At 53.9% G+C, this 22,066-nt stretch carries 19 protein-coding genes; 5 read left to right on the top strand and 14 right to left on the bottom strand.

The genetic code is table 11. From position 1 onward, the window contains the following. Positions 1–53: 53 nt before the first annotated feature. Together JUF11_RS00515 and JUF11_RS00510 are read right to left on the bottom strand one after the other, a co-directional pair. Positions 54–2,663: an ABC transporter permease gene (locus tag JUF11_RS00515; RefSeq protein WP_204117842.1), complete on the bottom strand. Its 2,610-nt coding sequence runs from the start codon at positions 2,661–2,663 to the stop codon at positions 54–56. A gap of 13 nt (positions 2,664–2,676) precedes the next feature. Beyond that, on the bottom strand, positions 2,677–3,378 hold the full coding sequence (locus tag JUF11_RS00510) for an ABC transporter ATP-binding protein (protein WP_204117841.1): 702 nt from the start codon (positions 3,376–3,378) through the stop codon (positions 2,677–2,679). A 142-nt stretch (positions 3,379–3,520) separates the two neighbouring features. Here JUF11_RS00510 and JUF11_RS00505 point away from each other — a divergent pair, with 142 nt between their 5' ends. Beyond that, complete coding sequence (locus JUF11_RS00505) at positions 3,521–4,078, top strand: TetR/AcrR family transcriptional regulator (protein WP_204117840.1); 558 nt, start codon at positions 3,521–3,523, stop codon at positions 4,076–4,078. Positions 4,079–4,140: 62 nt separating this feature from the next. Beyond that, complete coding sequence (locus JUF11_RS00500) at positions 4,141–4,701, top strand: NADPH-dependent FMN reductase (protein ID WP_204117839.1); 561 nt, start codon at positions 4,141–4,143, stop codon at positions 4,699–4,701. 59 nt (positions 4,702–4,760) lie between these two features. Here the strand turns inward: JUF11_RS00500 and JUF11_RS00495 are convergent, their stop codons facing one another. Both JUF11_RS00495 and JUF11_RS00490 read right to left on the bottom strand, forming a co-directional pair. Further along, the gene (locus JUF11_RS00495) at positions 4,761–5,429 is read right to left on the bottom strand and encodes a Fic family protein (protein ID WP_204117838.1); all 669 of its coding nucleotides are present in this window, start codon (positions 5,427–5,429) and stop codon (positions 4,761–4,763) included. Positions 5,430–5,549: 120 nt separating this feature from the next. Beyond that, entirely contained in the window at positions 5,550–5,750 is a 201-nt protein-coding gene (locus JUF11_RS00490; protein WP_054662248.1) for a cold-shock protein, read from the bottom strand. 318 nt (positions 5,751–6,068) lie between these two features. Between JUF11_RS00490 and JUF11_RS00485 the strand changes: the two genes are divergently transcribed. Further along, positions 6,069–6,608: a hypothetical protein gene (locus JUF11_RS00485; protein WP_204117837.1), complete on the top strand. Its 540-nt coding sequence runs from the start codon at positions 6,069–6,071 to the stop codon at positions 6,606–6,608. A 66-nt stretch (positions 6,609–6,674) separates the two neighbouring features. Here the strand turns inward: JUF11_RS00485 and gdhA are convergent, their stop codons facing one another. Both gdhA and sstT read right to left on the bottom strand, forming a co-directional pair. Further along, positions 6,675–8,018: an NADP-specific glutamate dehydrogenase gene (gdhA, locus tag JUF11_RS00480; RefSeq protein WP_204117836.1), complete on the bottom strand. Its 1,344-nt coding sequence runs from the start codon at positions 8,016–8,018 to the stop codon at positions 6,675–6,677. A 403-nt stretch (positions 8,019–8,421) separates the two neighbouring features. Beyond that, positions 8,422–9,705 (bottom strand): serine/threonine transporter SstT, encoded by a 1,284-nt coding sequence (gene sstT, locus JUF11_RS00475; RefSeq protein ID WP_204117835.1) that lies wholly within the window; start codon positions 9,703–9,705, stop codon positions 8,422–8,424. A gap of 163 nt (positions 9,706–9,868) precedes the next feature. Here sstT and JUF11_RS00470 point away from each other — a divergent pair, with 163 nt between their 5' ends. Continuing rightward, entirely contained in the window at positions 9,869–10,738 is an 870-nt protein-coding gene (locus JUF11_RS00470; protein ID WP_204117834.1) for an ROK family protein, read from the top strand. A gap of 93 nt (positions 10,739–10,831) precedes the next feature. Here the strand turns inward: JUF11_RS00470 and lpdD are convergent, their stop codons facing one another. The 5 genes from lpdD to JUF11_RS00445 form a co-directional block, all read right to left on the bottom strand. Next, the gene (gene lpdD, locus JUF11_RS00465) at positions 10,832–11,227 is read right to left on the bottom strand and encodes a prenylated flavin chaperone LpdD (RefSeq protein ID WP_204117833.1); all 396 of its coding nucleotides are present in this window, start codon (positions 11,225–11,227) and stop codon (positions 10,832–10,834) included. Continuing rightward, a complete protein-coding gene (locus tag JUF11_RS00460; RefSeq protein WP_204117832.1) occupies positions 11,220–11,831 on the bottom strand; it encodes a UbiX family flavin prenyltransferase in 612 nt (203 codons plus the stop codon). The genes lpdD and JUF11_RS00460 overlap by 8 nt, the downstream gene beginning before the upstream one ends. 26 nt (positions 11,832–11,857) lie before the next feature. Next, positions 11,858–13,330 (bottom strand): UbiD family decarboxylase, encoded by a 1,473-nt coding sequence (locus JUF11_RS00455; protein ID WP_204117831.1) that lies wholly within the window; start codon positions 13,328–13,330, stop codon positions 11,858–11,860. A 111-nt stretch (positions 13,331–13,441) separates the two neighbouring features. Further along, positions 13,442–14,314, bottom strand: a complete 873-nt coding sequence (locus JUF11_RS00450) for a LysR family transcriptional regulator (RefSeq protein ID WP_204117830.1) — start codon at positions 14,312–14,314, stop codon at positions 13,442–13,444. A 227-nt stretch (positions 14,315–14,541) separates the two neighbouring features. Next, the gene (locus JUF11_RS00445) at positions 14,542–15,375 is read right to left on the bottom strand and encodes a MetQ/NlpA family ABC transporter substrate-binding protein (protein ID WP_204117829.1); all 834 of its coding nucleotides are present in this window, start codon (positions 15,373–15,375) and stop codon (positions 14,542–14,544) included. A 453-nt stretch (positions 15,376–15,828) separates the two neighbouring features. Between JUF11_RS00445 and JUF11_RS00440 the strand changes: the two genes are divergently transcribed. Beyond that, entirely contained in the window at positions 15,829–16,974 is a 1,146-nt protein-coding gene (locus JUF11_RS00440; RefSeq protein ID WP_204117828.1) for an ArgE/DapE family deacylase, read from the top strand. 79 nt (positions 16,975–17,053) lie between these two features. Here the strand turns inward: JUF11_RS00440 and JUF11_RS00435 are convergent, their stop codons facing one another. From JUF11_RS00435 to JUF11_RS00425, 3 genes are all read right to left on the bottom strand, one after another. Continuing rightward, positions 17,054–18,835: an ABC transporter ATP-binding protein gene (locus tag JUF11_RS00435; RefSeq protein ID WP_204117827.1), complete on the bottom strand. Its 1,782-nt coding sequence runs from the start codon at positions 18,833–18,835 to the stop codon at positions 17,054–17,056. Beyond that, the gene (locus tag JUF11_RS00430) at positions 18,832–20,556 is read right to left on the bottom strand and encodes an ABC transporter ATP-binding protein (RefSeq protein ID WP_204117826.1); all 1,725 of its coding nucleotides are present in this window, start codon (positions 20,554–20,556) and stop codon (positions 18,832–18,834) included. The genes JUF11_RS00435 and JUF11_RS00430 overlap by 4 nt, the downstream gene beginning before the upstream one ends. A gap of 416 nt (positions 20,557–20,972) precedes the next feature. After that, positions 20,973–22,064: an aspartate-semialdehyde dehydrogenase gene (locus JUF11_RS00425; protein ID WP_204117825.1), complete on the bottom strand. Its 1,092-nt coding sequence runs from the start codon at positions 22,062–22,064 to the stop codon at positions 20,973–20,975. Between the last annotated feature and the right edge of the window lie 2 nt (positions 22,065–22,066).

Below are 22,066 nucleotides of genomic sequence, written 5' to 3'. Positions count from 1 at the left end.
CACTTGCCTCCGCAAAAAAGACCACCGACTGTGCCGGTGGTCTTTGTTTACCCTTATTCGTTAGATTTCAACGCCCCAACCATGTCGATCCGCTGCAGCCGCTTATGGGTGACCAGCATCACGATCCCGGTGAACGCGAGCATGAGCAGCGTCGCCCAAACATAGCTCATCGCGTTCAGCAGCACTGGGAAAATGACCTGGGTGGTTTCGGCCTGATGCAAAATGTACCGGAGCAAGCCGTACCCGACCCCATAGCCAAAGACAATCCCGACCAGCGTCATCACAATGTTTTCCCGCACAATGTACATGGTCACTTCGCGGTCGTAGAACCCTAGGACCTTGATGGTGGACAGTTCGCGAATGCGCTCGGAGACGTTGATGTTGGTTAAGTTATACAACACGACGAAGGACAAAATCCCAGATAGCAGGATGAAAATGAAGACAATGGGATTAAGCGAAGTCCCCATGTTACTGATGCTTTGGGTCGCATCAGCCTTAAAGCTAGTCCCCAGCGCCGCTTCATCCTTAAGCAAGCGATGCGCCAATTGCTGCCGCTGCTGATCAGACATTTTGGCCAGCTTCACCAATAACGCATTGGTGGTTGGCGCCTGGCCAAAGGCTTCGGTGTACGCCTTGGGACTCATGTAGGCGAACACCCCGATGTAGTTCGTGGTGACGCCGCTCACCTTGATCTTGACCGCTTTTTTGCCCGCGCGGGTAAAAGTCACCGTGTCGCCAGTTTTCACTTGCAGCTTGTTGGCGATTTTTTGACTAATGACCAAGCCTTGCGTGGGCAGCGCATACGTTTTGCCCTGATTGGCCAAGGTCACGTAGCGCCTGAAGTGCCCGGCGCGCGGCGTAAACAGATTGATATCATTAATCTGTTCACCGTTGGCCTGCGCCTTGCCGCTGGTTTGGTTAATCGGCAAACTACTTTGATACTTGCCACTGGCTTTGATCAGGTCGATGGCGGCAGTTTGCTTATTCGCCGCCGCCAACGCCACCGTGGCATCGTAGTGGAACACTTGGCCGTACTGCTGACTGCCGGTGGCGCTAATCGAATCGCGCAGGCCAAAGCCGGTCAAAATCAGGCCGGTACCGCCAGCAATGCCGACAATCGTCATGATCATCCGACTCTTGTAGCGGAACAAGTTGCGATAAGAGACTTTTTCGTTGAAGCTCAAGTGCCGCCACAGCGGGCGAATGCGCTCGAGCAAAATCCGTTTCGCCGATTTCGGAGCGCGCGGCCGCATCAGCTCAGCCGGCCGCTCTGCCAACTCGCGGTGCGTGACCAGGGCTGCCGCGCCTACTGTTGCCACCAGCGAAAAGGCCACCGCAATCACAAGACTGCCGGTCATCACCGGAATGGTGGCGGTCATGGGAATGACCGCATCATAAAGCGACACAATGAAGCGTGGCAGCGTAAGATTGCCGGCCACGCCGCCAATGATCCCGCCGAGCAGGCCTGCCATCAGGGCATAAACGATGTAGTTACGGGCAATCGCCAAGCGCCCAAAGCCCAACGCCTTGAAGGTGCCGATTTGCCCGCGGGCTTCTTCGACCATGCGAGTGATGGTGGTGAAGGTAATCAGCGCCGCAATCAGGAAGAAGAACACCGGGAAGACATTGGCAATCGCGGCAATCCGGTCCGCACTGTCGCCAAATGCGGAAAAGCCAGGGAGATCTTCGCGGGTTTGCCAGGTGTATGTGGTTTGGGTCGCTGTTTTGGCCTCCTGCTTCGCGGCCGCCAACTTCTTGGTGGCGGCCGTGAGCTGGGCCTGCTGCGCCGTGAGCTCAGGCGTCGTGGTCACCTGGCCGCCAGAAGCGGCTTTGACTTGCGCCAGTCCAGCGTCCAATTGGCTTTGCGCCGCTTGAAGCTTGGTTTCCTGCGCCGTGATGGGGGCGAGTGCTTGCGCATACAAGGCAGCGCTGCGAGTTTTAGCTCGGGCTTTGAACACCCGCTTTAACGCCGCCTTTTGCTTCGCCACCGCGCTTTGGTAACTTGCCGCATAGCTGTTCTTGCTTTGCAAACTGGCAAAGCCGACGTTAAGCTGCGTGGCCACCGCCGAATTCATTTCCTGGGCGGGAATGTAAGCGAAAAAGCGGACCTTGCCATCCCCGACATTGGCGGCGCCGCGCTCGTTATTGTCGACATACTGCGGGGAATCGGCAAAGCCGACAATCTTGTAGGTTCGTTGCTTGAGTTTGGCATCTTTGCTGAAGGTCAAGGTTTGGCCTAGTTTGTACCCGTAATCGGCCTTGGCGCGTTGATCCAACACGATTTGGTTGGCCTGCTTGGGCAAGTGGCCACTGCGTAGCACCAGCTGATTTTGCTTGGCGACTTTTTGGTAACCGTAAAGCGCAATCGCCCAGTCATCTTTGCCGCCGGTAACATACTTGAACTTGACCAGCTCAGCTTGGGCGCCGCTGACCTTTTCGGCGGTACGGACATCGGCCGCTGTGAACCCGGTCGACGAAAAGAGCTGCACATCACTAAGGTGCTCATTCTTCACGGTTTGATCCATCGAATCCGTCAGACCCGGACCGGCGCCTTGAATGCCGACGAAGGTCAAAGTACCAAGCAAAATAATCAACACAATGGCGACGAAGCGGCCTTTATTGGCGCCAATTTCACGCCACATATTACGGTGCATGGGAGTCATGAACGCCGCCCCCTTACCATTCGATCTCGGCGACTGGCGTTGGGTTCGGATTATCCACCACTGACCGGACCCGGCCGTCATTTATGCGAATCACCCGATCCGCCATTTTGGCCAAAGCGGCATTGTGGCTGATGATCAGCACGGTTTTGCCATCGCGGCGGGAAGCATCTTGCAGCAACTGGAGGACCTGCTTGCCGGTTTCATAGTCCAACGCACCGGTTGGTTCATCGCACAGCAGGAGCTTCGGGTTTTTGGCCAAGGCGCGCGCAATCGCGACGCGCTGCTGCTCGCCGCCGGAGAGCTGCGAGGGAAAATTATCAATGCGATCACCCAGCCCCACCGCCTTAAGCGTGGCCTCAGCGTCCAAGGCATCTGGCACGATGGAGTTGGCCAGTTCAACGTTTTCTTTGGTGGTGAGGTTGGGAATCAGGTTGTAAAACTGGAAGACGAAGCCGACACTATCACGGCGGTACGCGGTGAGCTGCTTATCATTGAAGCGCGCAATATCAACGCCATCGACCACGACTTGGCCACTGGTGGGCACATCCATCCCGCCTAAAATGTTCAGCACCGTCGACTTGCCGGCACCACTGGGGCCCAGAATCACCGTCAGTTGGCCTTCCTCACAGTTGAACGACACATCATTGTTGGCGAGAATTTTGGTTTCGCCCATTTGATACTGCTTGGTTTCATTGCAAACTTCGATATATGCCATGACCAGCCTCCATCTTTTCAACACACTGTTGGTATAATAAGATTATTATGCAAGGTTCAGGCGGCTGGTGCAACCGCCAATCACCGCCCATCTGTCATTAAATCAACACCCCACCGTTTAATGTTGGAAAGAAGGAAAAATCATGGTTGGCACTAAAAATAATCGCCGCGCGCAAGCGACCAAGCAGCAGCTGCAAGCCGCGTTGCTGCAGCTCCTCCAAACCAAGCCTCTGGCGCACATCACCGTGACGGAAATCTGCCAGGTGGCCGATGTGAATCGCGGCACGTTCTATACCCACTACCGCGATCCGGCTGATTTATTTGCGGTGATCGAAACCGACCTCGTCGCCAAGGTCACCGCCCTCATCGACCAGCAGGATGCCAGTCCAGCGGCTTGGCTCACTCAGATTCTGACCTTACTCAAGCAAAACGAAACTGCCACCGCCATTATCATCAGTGAACTCACCGAAAGCCCGGTGCTCCAAGCGCTGCTGCTGCCAATCAAAGCGGCCTCGCTGAAAGATTATGCGACACGGTTCAATGAACACGATCCGGCGGTTTTGGCCTACTATTTCGAATTCTTCCTCAGCGGCGCGGTGCGCGTGATCACCCGCTGGCTGCAAACCGGCGCCCAGCAAACCCCGGCCCAAATCGCTCAGGTCATCACCCGGAGCGCCGGCATGCTGCAAGCAAATCATTAGCGGCCCGGGCCATCTGCCTCGTATAAAAAGCGCGTTATTGGAACGCTTAAAGGAGGCACAGTATGACGCAAACGCTTGGTATTCTAGTCGGTAGCTTGCGGCAAAATTCGTATAACCGCATCGTCGCCGACACTTTTCGCTCGCTGATTCCCAGCCAGTATGACGTGACGGAAATCGCCATCGCGCATTTACCCTTTTACAATGAAGACTTGGACACCACACAGCCGCCAGTGGCTTGGACCGACTTTCGGCAAACGGTCCAAGGCGTGGCTGGTATTCTGATTTTCAGTCCTGAATATAATCGCGGCGTCCCGGCAGTGTTGAAAAACGCCTTCGATGTCGGCTCACGGCCGCGGGGCCAGAATGTCTTTGCTGGCAAACCGGCGCTGGTGGTCACGGCCTCGCCTGGCGCAATTGGCGGGTACGCCGCCAACAACAGCATTCGCCAAACGTTGACCTTCCTCGACATGCCGACTCTCCAGCAACCGGAAGCTTATATCGGCAACGTGAACGCGCACCTGAGTGAAGATGGTGGCAAGCCTCACTTCAAGCCTGACACCGTGGATTTCTTCAGCCTGATTGTCGAGCGCTACATCGCCTTTTTTGAACGATTAACCTCATAAACAAACAACGCCATGAACCCGAAGCAGGATTCATGGCGCTGTTTGTTTAGGCTACCGTATTACAGTTTCACGCCTTGCACAGCATGGTCGTAAGTCCAGTCAAGCAAGGGCTTTTCTTTACCACTCTTGTAAAAAGCGGCAATTAATTCATTCCACTCACTCCAGATGGTGAGCGGGACATTAATTAAACCGGCACCGCCATCAATCATCACTTTATTAGCAGCAAGCGTGGCTGACCGTTTATTGCCATCCCAGAAAATCTGCTGGCGCATGTCGTGATACATGAGTCGCATGGCCTTTTCTGTGGTGGATTTATCTGACGCCATGAGCTCAGTCAACCATTTTTCTTCTGCTTGTTCATCAATCATCGGCGGCACCCAATCGTTTTCATCGCCAATGTCGACTGCTCCTTGACCGCTGCGGAGCTCACCAGGAACCAAGGCATCATATTTCGCCACGATTAAATTGATATTCTGTTCAATCTGAAGCGAAATGGGATCATCCTCTTGGGTGATATAGTCCCAACCACGTTTGATCTGAACAATGGTATTGCTATCGTCAAGGGAGACGCCATTGACACCAAGCCCCCGCATAATGGCCTGAGTTTGTGGCAAGGTGGTGTTGATGCCTTCAAACCGAGAATTGGTATGAACGAGCGCATCAAAATTACTCCGCGCATAACGCCGATTCAAATCACGCGTTAAATGATATTTATCCTCATACGCCATAATTGTTCTCCCATCTTGCTAAACATCTTTGTAACCATTTTAGCATGGCTTATGCCTGGCCGTCTGAACAAAAAAACACCCTCCCGTCGCAATGACGAGAAGGTGCTTCCCACGCTGATATTACAGCTTGGTAACGTTGGCAGCCTGAGGGCCGCGGTCGCTTTGTTCTACTTCGAAGCTAACAGCTTGGCCTTCGTCAAGCGTCTTGTAGCCGTCGCCTTGGATAGCGGAGAAGTGAACGAAAACGTCTTTGCCGTCTTCACCAGTGATGAAGCCGTAACCTTTGTCAGCGTTGAACCATTTAACAGTACCTTGTTGCATAATGAGTGAATCTCCTTCATTAAAAACCTATAGTGACAAAAACAACTGGTAATCGCTGAAAGGAAATCCATTATGCAAGAACACAATTGTTTCAGTTCATCAATTACTAGGTTCAGTGTACCACAGCCAGCAGGGAAAAACTATTTTTTTATCAGGCAGGCTGCTGTGCGCGGCCGCCCTTAGCCGGATGGGTAGCCTAGTTCAGCGACTTGAAGCCGCTCTTAGCCTGACAGTTACCCGTTATTTCCCCATCCCCCCGTGCAGAACCCCGGCGTCTATGGTATTTTAAGGTTACTATTAGATAGAAAGAGGATCACCATGCAAGACATTTCGCCGTTAACCATCCGCCCCAGCCTATTCCATCTCATCTTCCAGTTGCTTTTCGGCGGCGCCTTCGCCGTGGCCGCCTGCGTCATCATTCTGCAGCAAGGTCGCCTGCAACTCGGGGCTAACAACGCGACATTTGGGGCAATCTTAATGACTTTAGGGATATTCGGGCTGGCGTTAACTGCGCTGTTTTTAGTCTTCCAAGGCATTCGCAAGGCCAAGCAGCCGAGTTTGGTCTTCGATCACGACGGGATTCGCGACAACAGCAATGTCTTCACCTTAAAAAGTAACTTCCTCCCTTGGTCCAACATCCGCGGCATGGCGGTGATCCATTCGACCTTGATTTTGAAAGTGCAAAACCCGCCGCGCCAGCGCCGCAATGCGTTAATGAAACAAATCAGTCGTGAATTTGATGCGAACTACACCATCGACATCAACTTGATCAGCGATGCTGAACATGCTGCCTTAGTCCAAATTGCCAACACCCTAGATCGTAAAACCGGTATCTGGCGTGATTTAGGTGAGCATTAGGCTAAGCAAAAAGCTGCTCGTCCCCTGCAAAATTGCAGCGGTGCGAGCAGCTTTTTTGAATCAGGTTTACCAACCTTGCGCGAGCATGGCGTCGGCCACTTTGATAAAGCCGGCGATGTTGGCTCCGGCCAGATAATCTTCTGGCGTGCCATAGGTCTTGGCAGCGTCAACGCTGGCTTGGAACAAATGAATCATGATTTCCTTCAATTCGGCATCCACTGCGGCAAAACTGTCACTGGTGCGCCGCGAATTTTGGCTCATTTCGAGTTCCGACACAGCGACCCCACCGGCATTGGCCGCTTTGGCTGGCCCATACAACAAACCAGCCGACTGGTACGCCTTGATGGCTTCTGGGGTACTTGGCATATTCGCCCCTTCGGCCACCGCGATGACGCCAGCCTTGACCAAACGCTCAGCCTGGGCGCCATCGATTTCGTTTTGGGTCGCGCATGGCAGCGCAATGTCGTATGCCACCTCGGCGTCCCACAGCGAACCTTCGTGATATTCGGCGGTTGGTTCCGCCGCGGCATAATCACTCATCCGGCCGCGTTTCACTTCTTTGATTTCTTGCAGCTTGGCCAAATCGATGCCATCTGCTTGCAAGACATAACCATTGGAATCACTAGCGGAAATGACCGTGGCCCCTAATTCTTGTGCCTTCTTAATGGCATAAATCGCCACGTTGCCGGCCCCAGACACCAAAATCTTTTTCCCAGCGAGGCTTTGGTCGTTGTGCTTCAGCATTTCATCGAGGTAATAGATCAAGCCGTAACCTGTGGCTTCGGTGCGCGCCAATGAGCCGCCATAGCTCAGGCCTTTGCCAGTCAAAACGCCGCGTTCGCTGCCGCGCAGGCGCTTATACATACCATACAGGTAGCCAATTTCGCGGCCCCCAACGCCGATATCCCCGGCGGGCACATCCATATCTGGCCCAATATACTTGCTCAATTCCAGCATGAAGCTTTGGCAAAAACGCATGATTTCGACATCGGATTTGCCTTTCGGGTCAAAATCCGATCCGCCCTTGGCGCCGCCAATCGGCAGCCCAGTCAGCGAGTTTTTGAAAATCTGCTCGAAGCCTAGGAATTTGACAATGGACAAGTTGACACTCGGATGGAACCGCAGCCCGCCTTTGTATGGCCCAATCGCAGAATTGAACTGGACCCGGTACCCACGATTGACCTGCATGTGGCCTTGATCATCTTGCCAAGCCACCTGGAACTGAAGGGCGCGCTCTGGTTCGGTTAACCGTTCCAAAATCGCGGCCTTCTGATATTCCGGATGCGCCGCAAACACTGGCGTAATGGTGTTTAAGAAATTCGCTACGGCTTCTTGAAACTCCGGTTGGTTCGGATCGCGCTTCATCAATTGCGCCTTGACCTGGGCAATATAGGCTGCTGCTTCACTCATAGTGTCACCTATCCTTTTTTCAATTTGTTTCATATTAGCACAAAACCGGATGAAACCGGCGATTTATTTGCTCTAGCAAACTAAAAAACGGACGAAAGACAGTATTCCTGCTTTCATCCGTTTCATTTGTTCGTGTTTCTATCACCAGTTGCCGGTTATGGAGCAAAGCGGTAGGTGCGGCAGAGGGGCGTGGTGGTCCCGCCACGAATCAGTTCGCCCAGGAGGTGACTGCGAAGCAGGCAGCTCCTGGGCCAACTGGGGGCAAATGCGAGACAGCGTTGGGCGCGCATGCGCGATGCTGGCTCGTATTTGAGGCTGGCGACCGCATTTCGGCCCCAGCCGACCCCGCAACCGGACCAACATGCCTCGGCGCCGTACCTGCCGCTCTGCGGCCTAGTACGATCTACTTCGTTGCTGGTGCGTTTGCGGCCACCGCCGGATCAGCCTTGCCTTCCGCCCGGCGGATGGCGGCGCTGATATCGACGGGATGGCCCTTCTTGCGGGCATCAGCGTATTCAGCCGTAGCCGTGAACAGCAAATCGGAAGCCGAGTTAACGGCGGTTTCGACGGAATCCTGAATGACCCCGATCACAAAGCCGACGCCGACGACCTGCATCGCCACATCGTTAGAAATCCCGAACAAGCTCGCGGCCATCGGGATGATCAACAGCGAGCCCCCAGCAATACCAGAAGCACCGGTGGCGGCGAGGGCCGTCAGCACGCAGAGAATGAAAGCCAGCGGGAAGGACACTTGAATGCCCAAGGTCGCACACGCCGCCAAGGTCATGACGGACACAGTAATCGCTGCCCCGCCACTATTGGCTGACCCGCCCAGCGGAATCGACACGGAATAAGATTCCTTGTTTAGCCCCAAGTCTTCGCAGGCCTGCAAGTTAATCGGAATATTCACGGCGGAACTGCGCGTGAAGAAGGCTGGAATTCCCGACCGCTTCAGCGTCCAGAAGGTCAGCGGAAAAGGATTTTGCCGCGTGTAGGCGAACGTCATCAAGGGGTAGACCACCAAATAGACAAATGTCATCGTGCCCACGAGCAGCACCACCAGCTTCCCGTACTGGGCAATGCCGCCAAAGCCGGTTTCACTGATGGTGGTGTACACCAGGCCGGCAATCCCAAATGGCGCCAGCTCAATCACGAGCTGAGCCACATGGGTGATGGCACCAGAGATTTCAGTGATTACCTTGCGCGTTTCTTTCGAGGTCAACCGCAAGGCAAAACCAATCATCAAGGCCCAAAACAAAATCGACAGGTAATTAGCATTCACAATCGCACTCAGCGGATTGCCCACTGCGTTGGTCAACAGGTCGGACAACACCTTGCTCAAACTCTTCGGCGCTGCGGCCACAGCCGCCGCTTTTGGCAGCACCAGTTTTACGGGGAACAGATAAGAAGCCCCCACGGCGGCAAATGCCGAGAGCAAGGTTGCACTCAAGTAAAGCACAATCACGGTGCCAAAATGATTTTCACCGCCGGACTTGTAGCCAGACACCGCCGACATGATCAGGAAGAACACCATCACTGGCGCAATCCCCTTCAAGGCGCCGACGAACAATTCGCCCAACAGCCCAATCCCGCTCCATGAGGGTACGATCACCGCTAACAAGGCCCCAATGACGAGGCCAATTAAAATTCTAACAATCAATGATACCGATCGATATTTTGCAAACATGGCAATCGCTCCTTCTAAGTTAATATTAGCGATTGTACACGATACAGAAACATCTGTCCAGCAAAGATGCACATTCAATAGGACCAATTTTCAAAATTGGTCTAGCATCGCGAGGAAAACAGCGCTATTCTATAGTGAAAACGATTACTAAGGACGTGAAAAAATGATTTTTGGTTCGATTGAAGCTGGCGGCACTAAATTTGTCTGCGCCACTGGGACAGCAGACGGTACGGTGATTGCGCAAACCCGGATTCCGACCACGACCCCGGAAGAAACGATTCCGCAAGTGATTGCCTTTTTTAACGCTAATCCGGTGTCGGCCATTGGCATTGGCACCTTTGGCCCGGCCGACATTGATCCGGACTCTTCGCGCTATGGCTACATCACCTCCACGCCGAAGCCCGGTTGGCGCGATTACGACTTCCTTGGCACCATGCAAGCCGCGATTGACGTGCCTTATGCCTTCACCACTGACGTCAATGAAGCCGGCTATGCCGAGTGGAAGGCTGGCGCCGGCAAGGGCCACAAGAATGTGCTCTACTGGACCGTTGGCACCGGCATTGGCGCCGGCTACATTCACGATGGCAAGCTGCTGCAAGGCTATTCCAATCCTGAAATGGGGCACATTTTCCTTCAGCGCGACCCCAGCGATACTTATCAGGGCCGCTGTCCCTTCCATGGCAACCAGTGTCTGGAAGGCTTAGCCGCTGGCCCCGCCGTTGAAGAACGCGCCGGGAAAAAAGGCACCGAACTAAAGCCTGATGATCCGGCCTGGGAATTGGAAGCTGGCTATCTGGCGCAAGCTTGCCTGGATGCCGCCATGATTTTGTCCCCTGACATCATTATTTTCGGTGGGGGCATCATGCACCAAGAACAACTCCTACCCATGATTCGCGAAAAGTTCCGCGACTATGTCCAAGGCTACATCGACACCCCGCCGCTTGATGACTACATCGTCCGCATCGGCCTTAACGATGAAGCTGGCGTCATGGGCGGCCTGCTGCTGGCCGCCGACGCTTACGCGGCCAAGTAACGCGCGGCGCAAAGCAGGATTTCATGAAACCAAAAACCGGTCCCCAAATCAAACAATCAAGTTTGGTTTGGGAACCGATTTTTTTGACACACTTTAAGAAAACTCTTCTTCTATTCTGGTGCGCGGATGCGTGGCCAAATAATCGCGAATTTGCTCGCCCAGCGCTTGCGCCATGGCGCCAGCCACGGCTAGTTGTTGTTTGCTAATGCGATTCACATGCAGCCCGCCGACGATAAAGGCGTTGCTTTGCAGCACCGGTGCAATCACCGTAGCCACCCGCTCGGTCAACACCCCTTCTTGATGGTGATGCCCCGGTCGACTCGGTAAGGCAATGGTTTGCAGCGGCTGATGCAGGCTCACCGCCGTGACGACGCCATAATGTGGCACATCGCCACCAGTGAGTTCAATCAACACGTCTTGATTTTCGCGCCGCAGCTTAGCTTGCATCGTATAGCCGCTGCGGGTGACGGTAAAAGTATGCTCAGGCATGAAAGGCCTCCTGACGCGCGGCTTGTTTGGCGGCGGCCAAGCCTTGCCAGCGCCGACTATAATCATTGCTTAAGTGCAAATGATCCAGCAGTTTCATCGTGTTGTGATCGATCAAATCATCAATGGTCTGGGGCTGATTGTAAAACGCTGGAATCGGAGGAATAATTTCCACGCCCATGCGTGCCAGCTTCAGCATATTCTCAAGGTGAATTTGATTGAACGGTGACTCGCGCGGCACGACCAGCAAGGGCCGCCGTTCTTTCAGCGTCACATCCGCGGCCCGCGCAATCAAATTATCGGCTAGGCCAGTGGCGATTGCCGCCACCGTTTTCATGCTGGCAGGGACGATCACCATGCCATCGTGTTGAAAACTGCCGCTGGCAATGCTAGCTCCAAGATCGCGGTCATCGTAAACCACCTCAGCCAAGGCGCGGACCGTCTTTTCCGTGTAGTCGGTGGCTTCAACGGCCAAATTTTCTTTGGCCCAGGGACTCATAACCAAATGGGTTTCCACAGAGGGATCAGCCGCCAGCGCTTCTAACAAGCGCAGCCCATAAATGGTACCAGAAGCCCCAGTAATCGCGACAACAATCTTTTTAGTCATAGTGAATGCCTCCTTGCGCTGGCCGGTTACTTCAAGTAATCAGCCCAGTTCTTCATTTCTTTGAAACTTGCTCGCTTAAAACTATCCTTCATCGTAAACGGTACGGTGCCGTCCAGCACCAGCTTTGACGACATGCCTTGGACCCGAATGCGGGCCGGGTCATATTCTGGTAATTCGGAAGGATCCAGCGGATGATTGCGCAAGCCTTCCAGCACCATGATGTCACGATCGGCTTGGAACCGGGTGTTGATCGTCCACATCACATCGTTCCAATCGAAGATATCCACATCTTCATCGACTAAAATCACGGTTTTGAGTTCCTTGAACGCGGAAAAGGCCAGCAAGGCAGCTTGCCTTTGAATGCCTTCGTCTGCTTCATCCTCTTTGTGAATCTGCATGATGGTCATCAGCTTCCCCCCGCCAGCTGGGGCGTTGTAAACATTCTTGACCTTGCCGGGAATGGCCCGGTCCACCAAGCTGAGGATGGAGGCTTCAGTGGGAATGCCGGCCATCGAAACGTGTTCTTCAGACGGGCCGATGGTGGTTTGGACAATTGGCCGATCTTGACGGTGCGTGACCGCTTTGATTTTGACGACATTGACCGCCGGATTAGCGGTCCCATTGTAGCCTGGGAATTCAGGCATCGCGAAGCCGGTATTCGTGTTGATATCTTCTTGCATCTTGGTATTAGGAAGAATTTCCGCTTCAATCACCCATTCGGCCCGAGCAATGGCCTTGGCATCGACTGCCACGCCTGGAACCACTTCAACCGGCTGCTGGCGCAGCGCCCCCGCCACTTGCAGCTCGTTGTAGCCAAGTGGCGTGGTCGGTGGCTCGAAAGTCGCCCCAATCGTGATGGCGGGATCGAGGCCGATATTAATCGTGATCGGCATCGGTTTGCTGTTCGCTTCATATTCTTTCAAAAAGGCGCCAATATGCCGGCCGCCTGGCATGATGTACATACCGATGGTGTCTTTGTCTTCAAGCACCATGCGATGAATGGTGACATCTTCTTGCTCACCATTTGGGCTGTGACCATAAACGACCCCCATGGTGATATAAGGGCCAGCATCCACTGGGGTATTCGTAGGCGCCGCGAGCAGCTTCCGAATATCAAAATCCGTATCAGTGGCCAAATGAACGACTTCCTGGGCCGGGGCCTCTGCTTTGGTAACGGTGACCGGCTTCACTGGATGGGCAACCGCATCATTAAGCATCTGCCCCAAGGTGTGATAATCATGATGCAAAATCAGGCCGACGCGCCGGCGTGAGGCCTGCAGCCCAATCAAAACCCGAGAATCAGGGAAGCCTTTGACGTGGTTAAACATCATCGTTGGGCCTTCTTGCGTGGGCCGCTGAACCGTGCCGCCGGCGCCAATATAGCGATAAACCCCAGCCAATTCGGCATCAGGATCGATTTCCTTATCGGTTTCGTGGTACTGGCCAGGCACGGCCTGGATTTCGGCCAACACTTTGCGTAAGTCATATTTTTCTGCCATTTCGCATACCTCCGTGAGTTGATAACTTCATTATGGAGGCAAGCCACGAGGCGAACAATTCATTGCCAACACGCATCTATGCCAATATGGAATAGATACGTCAAGGCGAAATTAGCCCCGCTGAATAAAGGCCCAAAACGCATCACTAGCCGGATGATGATGGCCGTGGCGGCGCACGAAGGCCAGGTGTGACGTCACGGTTGGGGTCAGCGGCACCAAGGTTAAGGCCGGATAATCAGTCAATGCCACCGCTTTTTGCATCACAATGGAAATGCCTAACCCGCGGCTGACCATCCCCAGAATCAAATCAATGCGCTGGCCTTGGTAGGTCAGATGCGGCGTCAGCCCTTGCGCCGCAAACAACCGCCGCACCGGCTGCATCAGGTAGGTGCTTTCACCTAGCAGCAGTAAATCCTCATTGGCCAAATCTTGCACGGTCAAAGCCTGGCGGCGGGCCAGCGGCGAGGTTTTAGGCACCAGCACCTGCAGCGCGTCGCTTTCACCAATCACACTTTCCGTCGCCGCATCAGGTTGATCAAACAGGCGCGTAAAAATGATGTCCGCTTCGCCGGCGGTTAAGGCCTCGGCCACGGCATCGGTTTCGCCTTCCGTCAGCTGCAACCGGATTTCCGGATGCGTGCGGTGAAACGCCGCAATCTGGTTAAAAGCTCGATAATTGGCAATCGAAGGAATCGTTTTGATGCGCAGCCGACTACCGGCCCCGGTTTGCACCGCGGCGGCTGCGGCTTGCAAGGCGTTAGCTGCGGTCACCACCGCCTGCGCTTTCGGCAGCAGGGCTTGCCCCGCCGCTGTCAGCTGGACCTGGCGATGGGCGCGGGAAAACAAGGTCACCTGCCACTGCTTCTCCAGTGCCAGAATTTGTTTGGAGACGGTGGCTTGCGTGGTATACAACCGCGCCGCCGCCTCGGTATAATTCAACGTTGCCGCCACCGTCACAAAAGTCCGCAGTTTCTGCGTATCCATCAGCGCAACCTCCCCATCTATTCCAGTCAGGCATATTATAGCGGTGAAAGGCCAGCGGGAAAAGCGCAAGCTGAACAAATAAATATCCCTCAGTCTTAACCGGAGGATGCAGACAGGTCATCCGGTCAGACTAAGGGATATTGGGTTGCGGCCGCTGATTGGCGGCAGACCACAGTTTGTACGGCTTCAACTGCGAGTCAAGGGTCGTTTTCTTCTATTATAGAAGCCTAGAACTTGTAGTCCCAAGCTGGCAGTTCAGTTTTGCCGTAAATCTTCTTGATATATTTCTTGGTATCGTTGGTCTGGAAGGCCTTCACAATCTTCTTGTAGGTCTTGTTGTTGACGTCCTTCTTCTTGGCCACGATGATGTTGATCCACGGAATGGAAGCCTTGGTGACTTTTTCGATATCCAGCGCTTTGTTAAAGTCGAGCTTGGCGTTCAAGGCGACCCCAGAATTAATGACAGAGGCAGTCACGTCTTGCAGGGAAGATGGCAGCTGAGCGGCATCCAGCACCTTGATATCTAGGTTCAACTTGTTGGTCTTGATATCATTTGGTGTTGGCAGGTTGCCGGTGCCTTTCTTGAAGGTGATAAAGCCGTTCGTCTTCAGCAGTTCCAATGCCCGCGCTTCGTTGGTGGCGTCGTTAGGAATGGAAACGGAATCGCCTTTCTTCAGCTGGGAGAGTTTGGTGATTTTCTTGGAGAAAATGGCCATTGGGGCGATGATGGTTTTACCAATGGTGGTCAGGTTTTGGTTGTGCTTCTTGTTCCAGTCATCCAGGAAGAACTGGTGCTGGAAGGCGTTCAAATCAACGTCGCCATCGGCCAAGGCACTGTTGGGCTGAGAATAGTCAGAAAATTCAACGATTTTGAGGTTAATGCCTTCTTTTTTCAGCTTCGGCTGAATGTGCTTCCACACTCGGTTGTCTGAGCCAACGACCCCAATTTTGACGGTGGTGGTCTTCGTCGTATCGGCTGACTTGTTGCTACCGCAAGCCGCCAAGACCAGTCCTAAACTAAATACGCCAACCAATGCTAATGTCTTCAACACTTTTTTCATGTGAGTTCCTCCTCGTGTAGTTGCGTGATGCGCTGGCATCGCGATTCATGCTTGCACCCCGTGATCGGTGGCATGTGTGCGCTGCACATGCCACAAAAAAACGCCCACTTCTAACCAAGTTAGAAGTGAGCGGGCCCACGGTACCATTCTAATTCGTCGCTAAAACTAGCGACCTCATCCGGACAAACATCCGGGTGCTCAGTAATGGGAGCCGGCCAGTTCAACTTTGCGTCTGCTCAGCTGAACGATCATCTTCGAGCCATGTTCGATTACCCTTGCTACCCTGCTCTCAGCTTTGCCAGGTTTTCTGTACAGTCTTGGGAAATCTACTCACTCGATCACGTGATGCATTTATGAAATTAGCATGAGTATAGCCTCGCAAAAATTTAATGTCAACCCTTGCATTTTAATTTTTTTGGTGTTTAGCTGTTAGCCAAAAGGAGCGTGAAAGAAATGAGTGAAGATTTAGAGTTTTTGAAAGACCTGATTCGCATTGATTCATCCACCGCTAACGGCAACGAAACCAGCGTCGCCAAGGTGATTCAAGCCAAATTGGCTGAAAATGGCATTGATAGCAAACTGGTGAACTATGCCCCTGGCCGTGATTCTTTGGTGGCCGATTTGAACCCCGATGCCCCTGGCCCAATTTTGGGCTTCACCGGTCATGAAGATGTGGTCAACCCTGGCGATCCGGACAAGTGGGACCATGATCCCTTCGAACCGTATGAAGACGGCGACAAGCTTTACGGCCGCGGCACTGCGGATATGAAATCTGGCTTAGCCGGCTTGGTACTGGCGTTGATTCGCCTGAAAAAGGCCGGTTTCCCGCATCACGTGCGCTTGCTGGCGACTGTTGGCGAAGAATATGGCGCGTATGGCGCCAAGCAACTGACCGAAGAAGGCTATGCCGATGATCTCAGCGCTTTGCTGGTGGGTGAAGGCGGCGACAAGACCATCAAGACCGGGCATGGCGGCTCCTACAACTACCGGATTATCAGCCACGGCAAGTCTGTTCACAGCTCCCAGCCAAGCAAAGGCATTAACGCCATCCAAAAACTGGCCGACTTTATCACCGAAGAACGCCACTTGTTTGACGACGCGCCAGAATATCCAGCCCTCGGCCCGTTTGTCCACACCATCACCATCATCAACGGCGGCAAGCAGATCAACACCATTCCTGATTACGCTGAATTACGTGGGAACGCCCGCCCAACGCCAGTGTTCTTAAACGATGAGGTCACCAAGCGCCTGCAAGGCTTAGCAGAAAAGTTGTCGAATGACGGGCGCCCTGGCACCTTGGAGTTTAAGCTGATTCATAGCTTTATTCCGGTTAACGACAACCCCGATAGCAAAGCGGTCAACGTTTTGGATGATGCCATCCAGGCCGTGCGGGGCGAGCAACTGAAGCGCGAATTCGTTAACGGCGCTACCGATGCCTCAGAGTTCGTTAAGAGCCCGACCAAGTTCGATATTGTGTGGTATGGCCCAACCAGCGACGGCCCGGAAAAGGCCCACCAGCTGAATGAATTCGTTTCGATCAAACGCTACGAAGCGGCTATCGACATTTACGAAACTTTCGCTAAGAACTACTTCGCCTAAGTTGAATTAAATAACATGATTCCATTCAAAAAGCCACCGGCAGCTTGCCGATGGCTTTTTGACGCTGATTTTCAGAAAATTAGTCGAACACCATTTGATTGCGATACAGTTTCGCATAAAAGCCATGCTCATCCAACAGCTCCTGATGGCTGCCTTGTTCGATGATGCGACCATGTTGCAGCACCACAATTCGGTCAGCATTCAAAATCGTCTTGAGGCGGTGCGCTATGACAAAGCTGGTGCGCCCTTGAATCACGTTATCCATGGCCTTTTGAATCTTGGCTTCGGTTACGGTGTCCACGTTCGACGTGGCTTCATCCAAGATCAACAACCGCGGATCGGTTAAAATCGTGCGGGCAATCGACATCAGCTGCTTCTGACCGGCAGAGAAAATATTCTGCTCGTCGGAAACCTTGGTATCATAGCCATCAGGCAGGCTGATAATGAAGTCGTGAATGTTGGCTTGCTTGGCCGCATCAATCACCCGGTCCATCCCCGCGGTGGGTTCGCCGAAGCGAATGTTATCGGCAATCGTACCGGTAAACAACTGCGGATCTTGTAGCACAATACCCACCGTCTGCCGCAACTGGGTGAGATCCAAATCGCGCAGATCCACCCCGTCAATGGTGATTTGCCCGGAATCAACATCATAGAAGCGATTCAGCAGATTCATCACCGTGGTCTTCCCGGAGCCAGTCGGTCCAACCAGCGCCACCATTTCGCCTTTCTGGACGTCAATGGTCACGCCATGCAAAATTTCCTTGCCTGGCAGGTAACTGAAGCGCACGTCATCGATTTTAAGCTCGGACTTGATACCATTGATCGCTTTGCCGTTGACCGGCCGCACTTCATCAGGCTGGCTGCGGACCTCGTCAATCCGCCGTGCGCCGGTGATGGCCAGCTGAATCATGCCATACAAACTTGTCAAGGTGATAATCGGCTGATAGTACTGCTGGGCGTAATTGACGAACACAACCACCAACGCCAAAGCCGCGCCGGTGCTCATTTGACCATTGAGGGCCAGCCAGGACCCGGCAAAAATGACGATGGCGGTATTGAGCAAGGACAAACCAGACAGCAAGGGGCTAAGAATCCCGGACCAAATTTGGCCGCGTTCGGCGGTTTTACGGACGGTTTGGTTGTGGACTTGGAAGCCAGCCACCGAGTCTTTTTGCAGGCCGTTCGTGATAATCACCTTTTGACCCGTGACTTGTTCGTTGATGTAACCGTTCAGCGCCCCGACGTCGGTTTGCTGCTGATCTACGGCGGCCGCGGCCTTATGCATGACGAACGCCGCCAAACCCAATGCTACTGGCGTCGTGGCCATGGTAATCCAGGCCAAGGTGACATTTTGATTGAACATCATGATCAAAATCCCAATCAGCTGGGCAATGGCGAGGAAGACGTCAATCAGCGCCTGGTTCAACGCATTGAAAATGTTGTCCAAATCCGAGGTGTAACGGGCGAGAATATCCCCGTCGCTGTGCTGGTCAAAATACTGCACCCGCATGCGCTGCATTTTCCGAAACAAGCCAATCCGCATGGTGCCGGTGGAGTACGCCGTAATCTTGGCTAACAGCCAACTAGCAATCAACAATGAGCTGGCATCGCCAAAATAAAATAACACATAGGCAATCAACGTGCCGTGGAAATCAGCTAGATTAGCGCCGCCACGAGTGGCCGGATTCGACCACAGTTTCAGGTATTCCGTCAATTCGCTGATGGCGCGGCCTAGGTAAGTCGGCGCGATCACCACACAGGCGGTACTGATGCCAATCAAAATGGCGGTGAACAGGAAGCCCCAGCCATAAGGTTTCAGGTAATGCCAGTAGTAACGCCCGGCGATTTTCAAATCTTTCATGCTGGCAGCCTCCCTTCCTTGGCCTTCTGGGTTTGATAGATTTCCTGATAAATCGTGTTGTTTGCCACCAATTCCCGGTGCGTGCCGGCGCCCACGACGCGGCCTTCATCCATGACCAAAATCTGGTCGGCCCGGATAATCGAGGAGATTTTTTCCGCAATCACCACCGTGGTCGTATGTTTCAAATCGCGGTCCAAGGCTTCTTGCACCAGCTTTTCCGATTCGGCATCAAGCGCCGAGGTGGCATCATCCAAAATCAAAATTTCCGGATTTGCAATCACGCCGCGGGTAATCGCCAGCCGCTGTTTTTGGCCCCCAGAGAAGTTCGCTGACCGCTCTTCCACCGGTGCGTTGTATGCTTCCGGCAGACGCTCAATGAACTCAGCCGCCTGCGCAATTTCCGCCGCCCGGCGCATCGTTGCGCTGGTGGCTTCAGGCTGCACCTGCTTGAGGTTATCCGCGATGGTGCCTGAGAACAGCGTCGACCGCTGCAGCACAAAAGCCACCGCGTCGCGAATCGTTTTTTCCGGCAAGTCGCGCACATCGACCCCGCCGATGAGCACGCGGCCAGAATCTGGGTCGAACAGGCGCGGAATCAGTTGGGCGAGGGTCGTTTTCCCCGAGCCAGTGGCGCCGACGATGCCCAGCATGTCCCCCGCCGCAATCGTGAAGGACACATCTTGCAGCGTCGGCTTGTCGTCGCCGGGATAGGTGAAGGTGACATGATCAAAAGTAATGTTGCCTGCCACTTCGCGCTCCGGTCCCTCAGCAAACGTCATGCTTGGCGCATGATCCAGCACCTCGTTGATGCGCTTCAGCGAGATAAACGCACGGGTGGCAAAAGTCATCATGAAACTGCCGTTAATCACGGCAAACAGGATTTGGCTGAGGTAGGACGTGAAACTGCTGATGGCGGCAATGTAGGTCGGATGCAGCGTGGCTTCTTGCCCGACCAAATAAACCGCCACCGCAATGGCGATATTGGCTGTCAGGAAGAACGCCGGCATCAACACGGCAAAGACCTCGCCAATGCGCGTGGTCACGTCACGCAGCTCGTCAGAGGGCTTAGCAAAGGTGGCAATCTGGTTGTCTTCTTGAACAAAGGATTTGACCACACGAATGCCCATCAGATTTTCCCGGGCTACGGTGTTCACATTTTCAATCAGTTGCTGAGTCCGGCCAAATAACCGGCTCAACTGCTTGAAGGCGACAATCGCCACCGCCACAATGATCACCAGCATGATCAAAATCACCCACCACTGCTGAGGCATGGTGATTAAGGCCAAAATCAGGCCGCCTAAAAACAAGAACGGAATCCGCGTGACCTGCTGGAAGGTGGCCATCACGACCCCTTGCACCTGCTGGATATCGTTGGTCATCCGCACGACCAAATTCGATGCAGAAAAAGTTTCGATATCGGCATAGGCAAATTTTTGCACGTGTTGGTAGAGGTCGGCCCGCAAATCCGTGGCCACCCCTAGCGCCAGCTTAGCCGAATAGACGGTGTTGATGATGCCGGCAATGATGCCAATCACGGCCAAGGCAATCAGCCACAGGCCGTCCTGCCAGACGGTACTTTTATCGTTCGCCATGATGGCTTCCATCACGGTTTGCAGTAGCCGCGGCTGCCACAGCGTCGCGAAGACGAGCACCAGCACCGCCACTGTCGCCACCGTTGCGTTGACCCAGTAACGTTTCAGATACGGTATGAGTACTTTCATATGGTTCTCCTTATAATGCTTAGTTAGATAAGCGTATCTGAATAATTGATGAGAATCAAGGCAGGGCCAGTCAAGATTGGCTAAGCTCGATTAGGAGTTTTAGATTAGAGCCGGGCCGGTCAACCTCCGCAGGCAGGGGCTGGAACGTGGTGGCCAGCGCTTTGAGCCTCGCGCTGCGAGTCTCAAAGTCGCGGCTTGTTCTAAGTCAGCTAAAACCGCTGACTAAGAACAATTTCACCACTGAGCCCCTGCCTGCTCCGGTTGACCGGCCCTACGATGGTGTTTCTACGCTAATCAATGCCTGTGACGCATCAGTTGGCTGAAGAGTGACTTGTTGTTGCACGATGGCTGTTCAAGAAAAGCTACATGCTAATTGCACGGTCAAAAATAGCCGCATTGCTGCGGCTTTCATTCTATTATTCAAATAACTCGGCACTGCCGGCGGGGACGCGAACTAAGTCTCTGGCGACTAATTCCTCTGCGATTTGCACGGCGTTCCAGGCCGCACCTTTCAGCAGGTTGTCGGCAACGACCCATAAGTTGTAGGCGCCGGGAGTTTCTTGGTCGGGCCGGATGCGGCCGACGAAGGTGTCGCGGCTACCGGCAGCGGTTTGCGGTTGCGGGTAGAGTTGCTGGGCGGGGTCGTCTTGGACGACGAGGCCGGGAAATTTGGCCATTTCCGCCCGCAGCTCAGCGGCAGTCGGGGTTTGCCCTTCAGCTACTTCAAACCAGACGGATTCGCCATGGGCAATCGGCACCGGCACCCGGACACAGGTGGCGGTGACTTTGATGTTAGGGGCATTTTTGTCACCGAGCATGATTTTTTTGGTTTCGTGAATCATTTTCCACTCTTCATGCGTGTAGCCGTCATCTTCGAACACATCGATTTGCGGCAGCAGGTTAAAGGCGAGTGGATAGTGCTTAGCGGCGCCTTTTACTGGCAGGACGCTGGCGGTCATGGGCTCATCGGCAAGGTACGCTTGCGCCTCAGTTTTCAGTTCTTCAATGGCCGACTGACCAGCCCCAGAGGCCGCTTGATAAGTCGACACGATGATCCGGCGTAATCCGAAAGCGCGCCGCACCGGTTCGAGTGCCATCATCATTTGAATGGTGGAGCAGTTCGGATCCGCGATAATGCCGTGATGATCCTTCAAGGCGTCAGGATTCACTTCCGGCACCACCAGCGGTACGTTGTCATCCATGCGAAAATGCGACGTATTGTCCACGCACACCGCGCCGCGCTTCACCGCCTCTGGTAGCAGCTTGGCGGAAACTGCGCCGCCGGCCGAGGCCAGCACGAGATCAACGCCGTCAAACGAATCCGGCGTGGCCACGGTGACCGCAATGCGCTGGCCTTTGAAGGTCAGCTCTTTGCCGGCAGAACGCGGTGAGGCTAATAACCGCAGCTCGCTCACCGGAATGGTTGATTCAGCCAGCTGTTCAATCATCCGGGTGCCGACTGCCCCGGTGGCGCCAAGAATGGCGACGACATAACCCTTTGTTTGCATAC

The organism is Lacticaseibacillus suilingensis (assembly GCF_016861845.1).
In the GTDB taxonomy this organism is placed as follows: domain Bacteria; phylum Bacillota; class Bacilli; order Lactobacillales; family Lactobacillaceae; genus Lacticaseibacillus; species Lacticaseibacillus suilingensis.
Note: the sequence above shows the minus strand (reverse complement) of the source record. Positions and strands in the feature narration are given on the sequence as shown.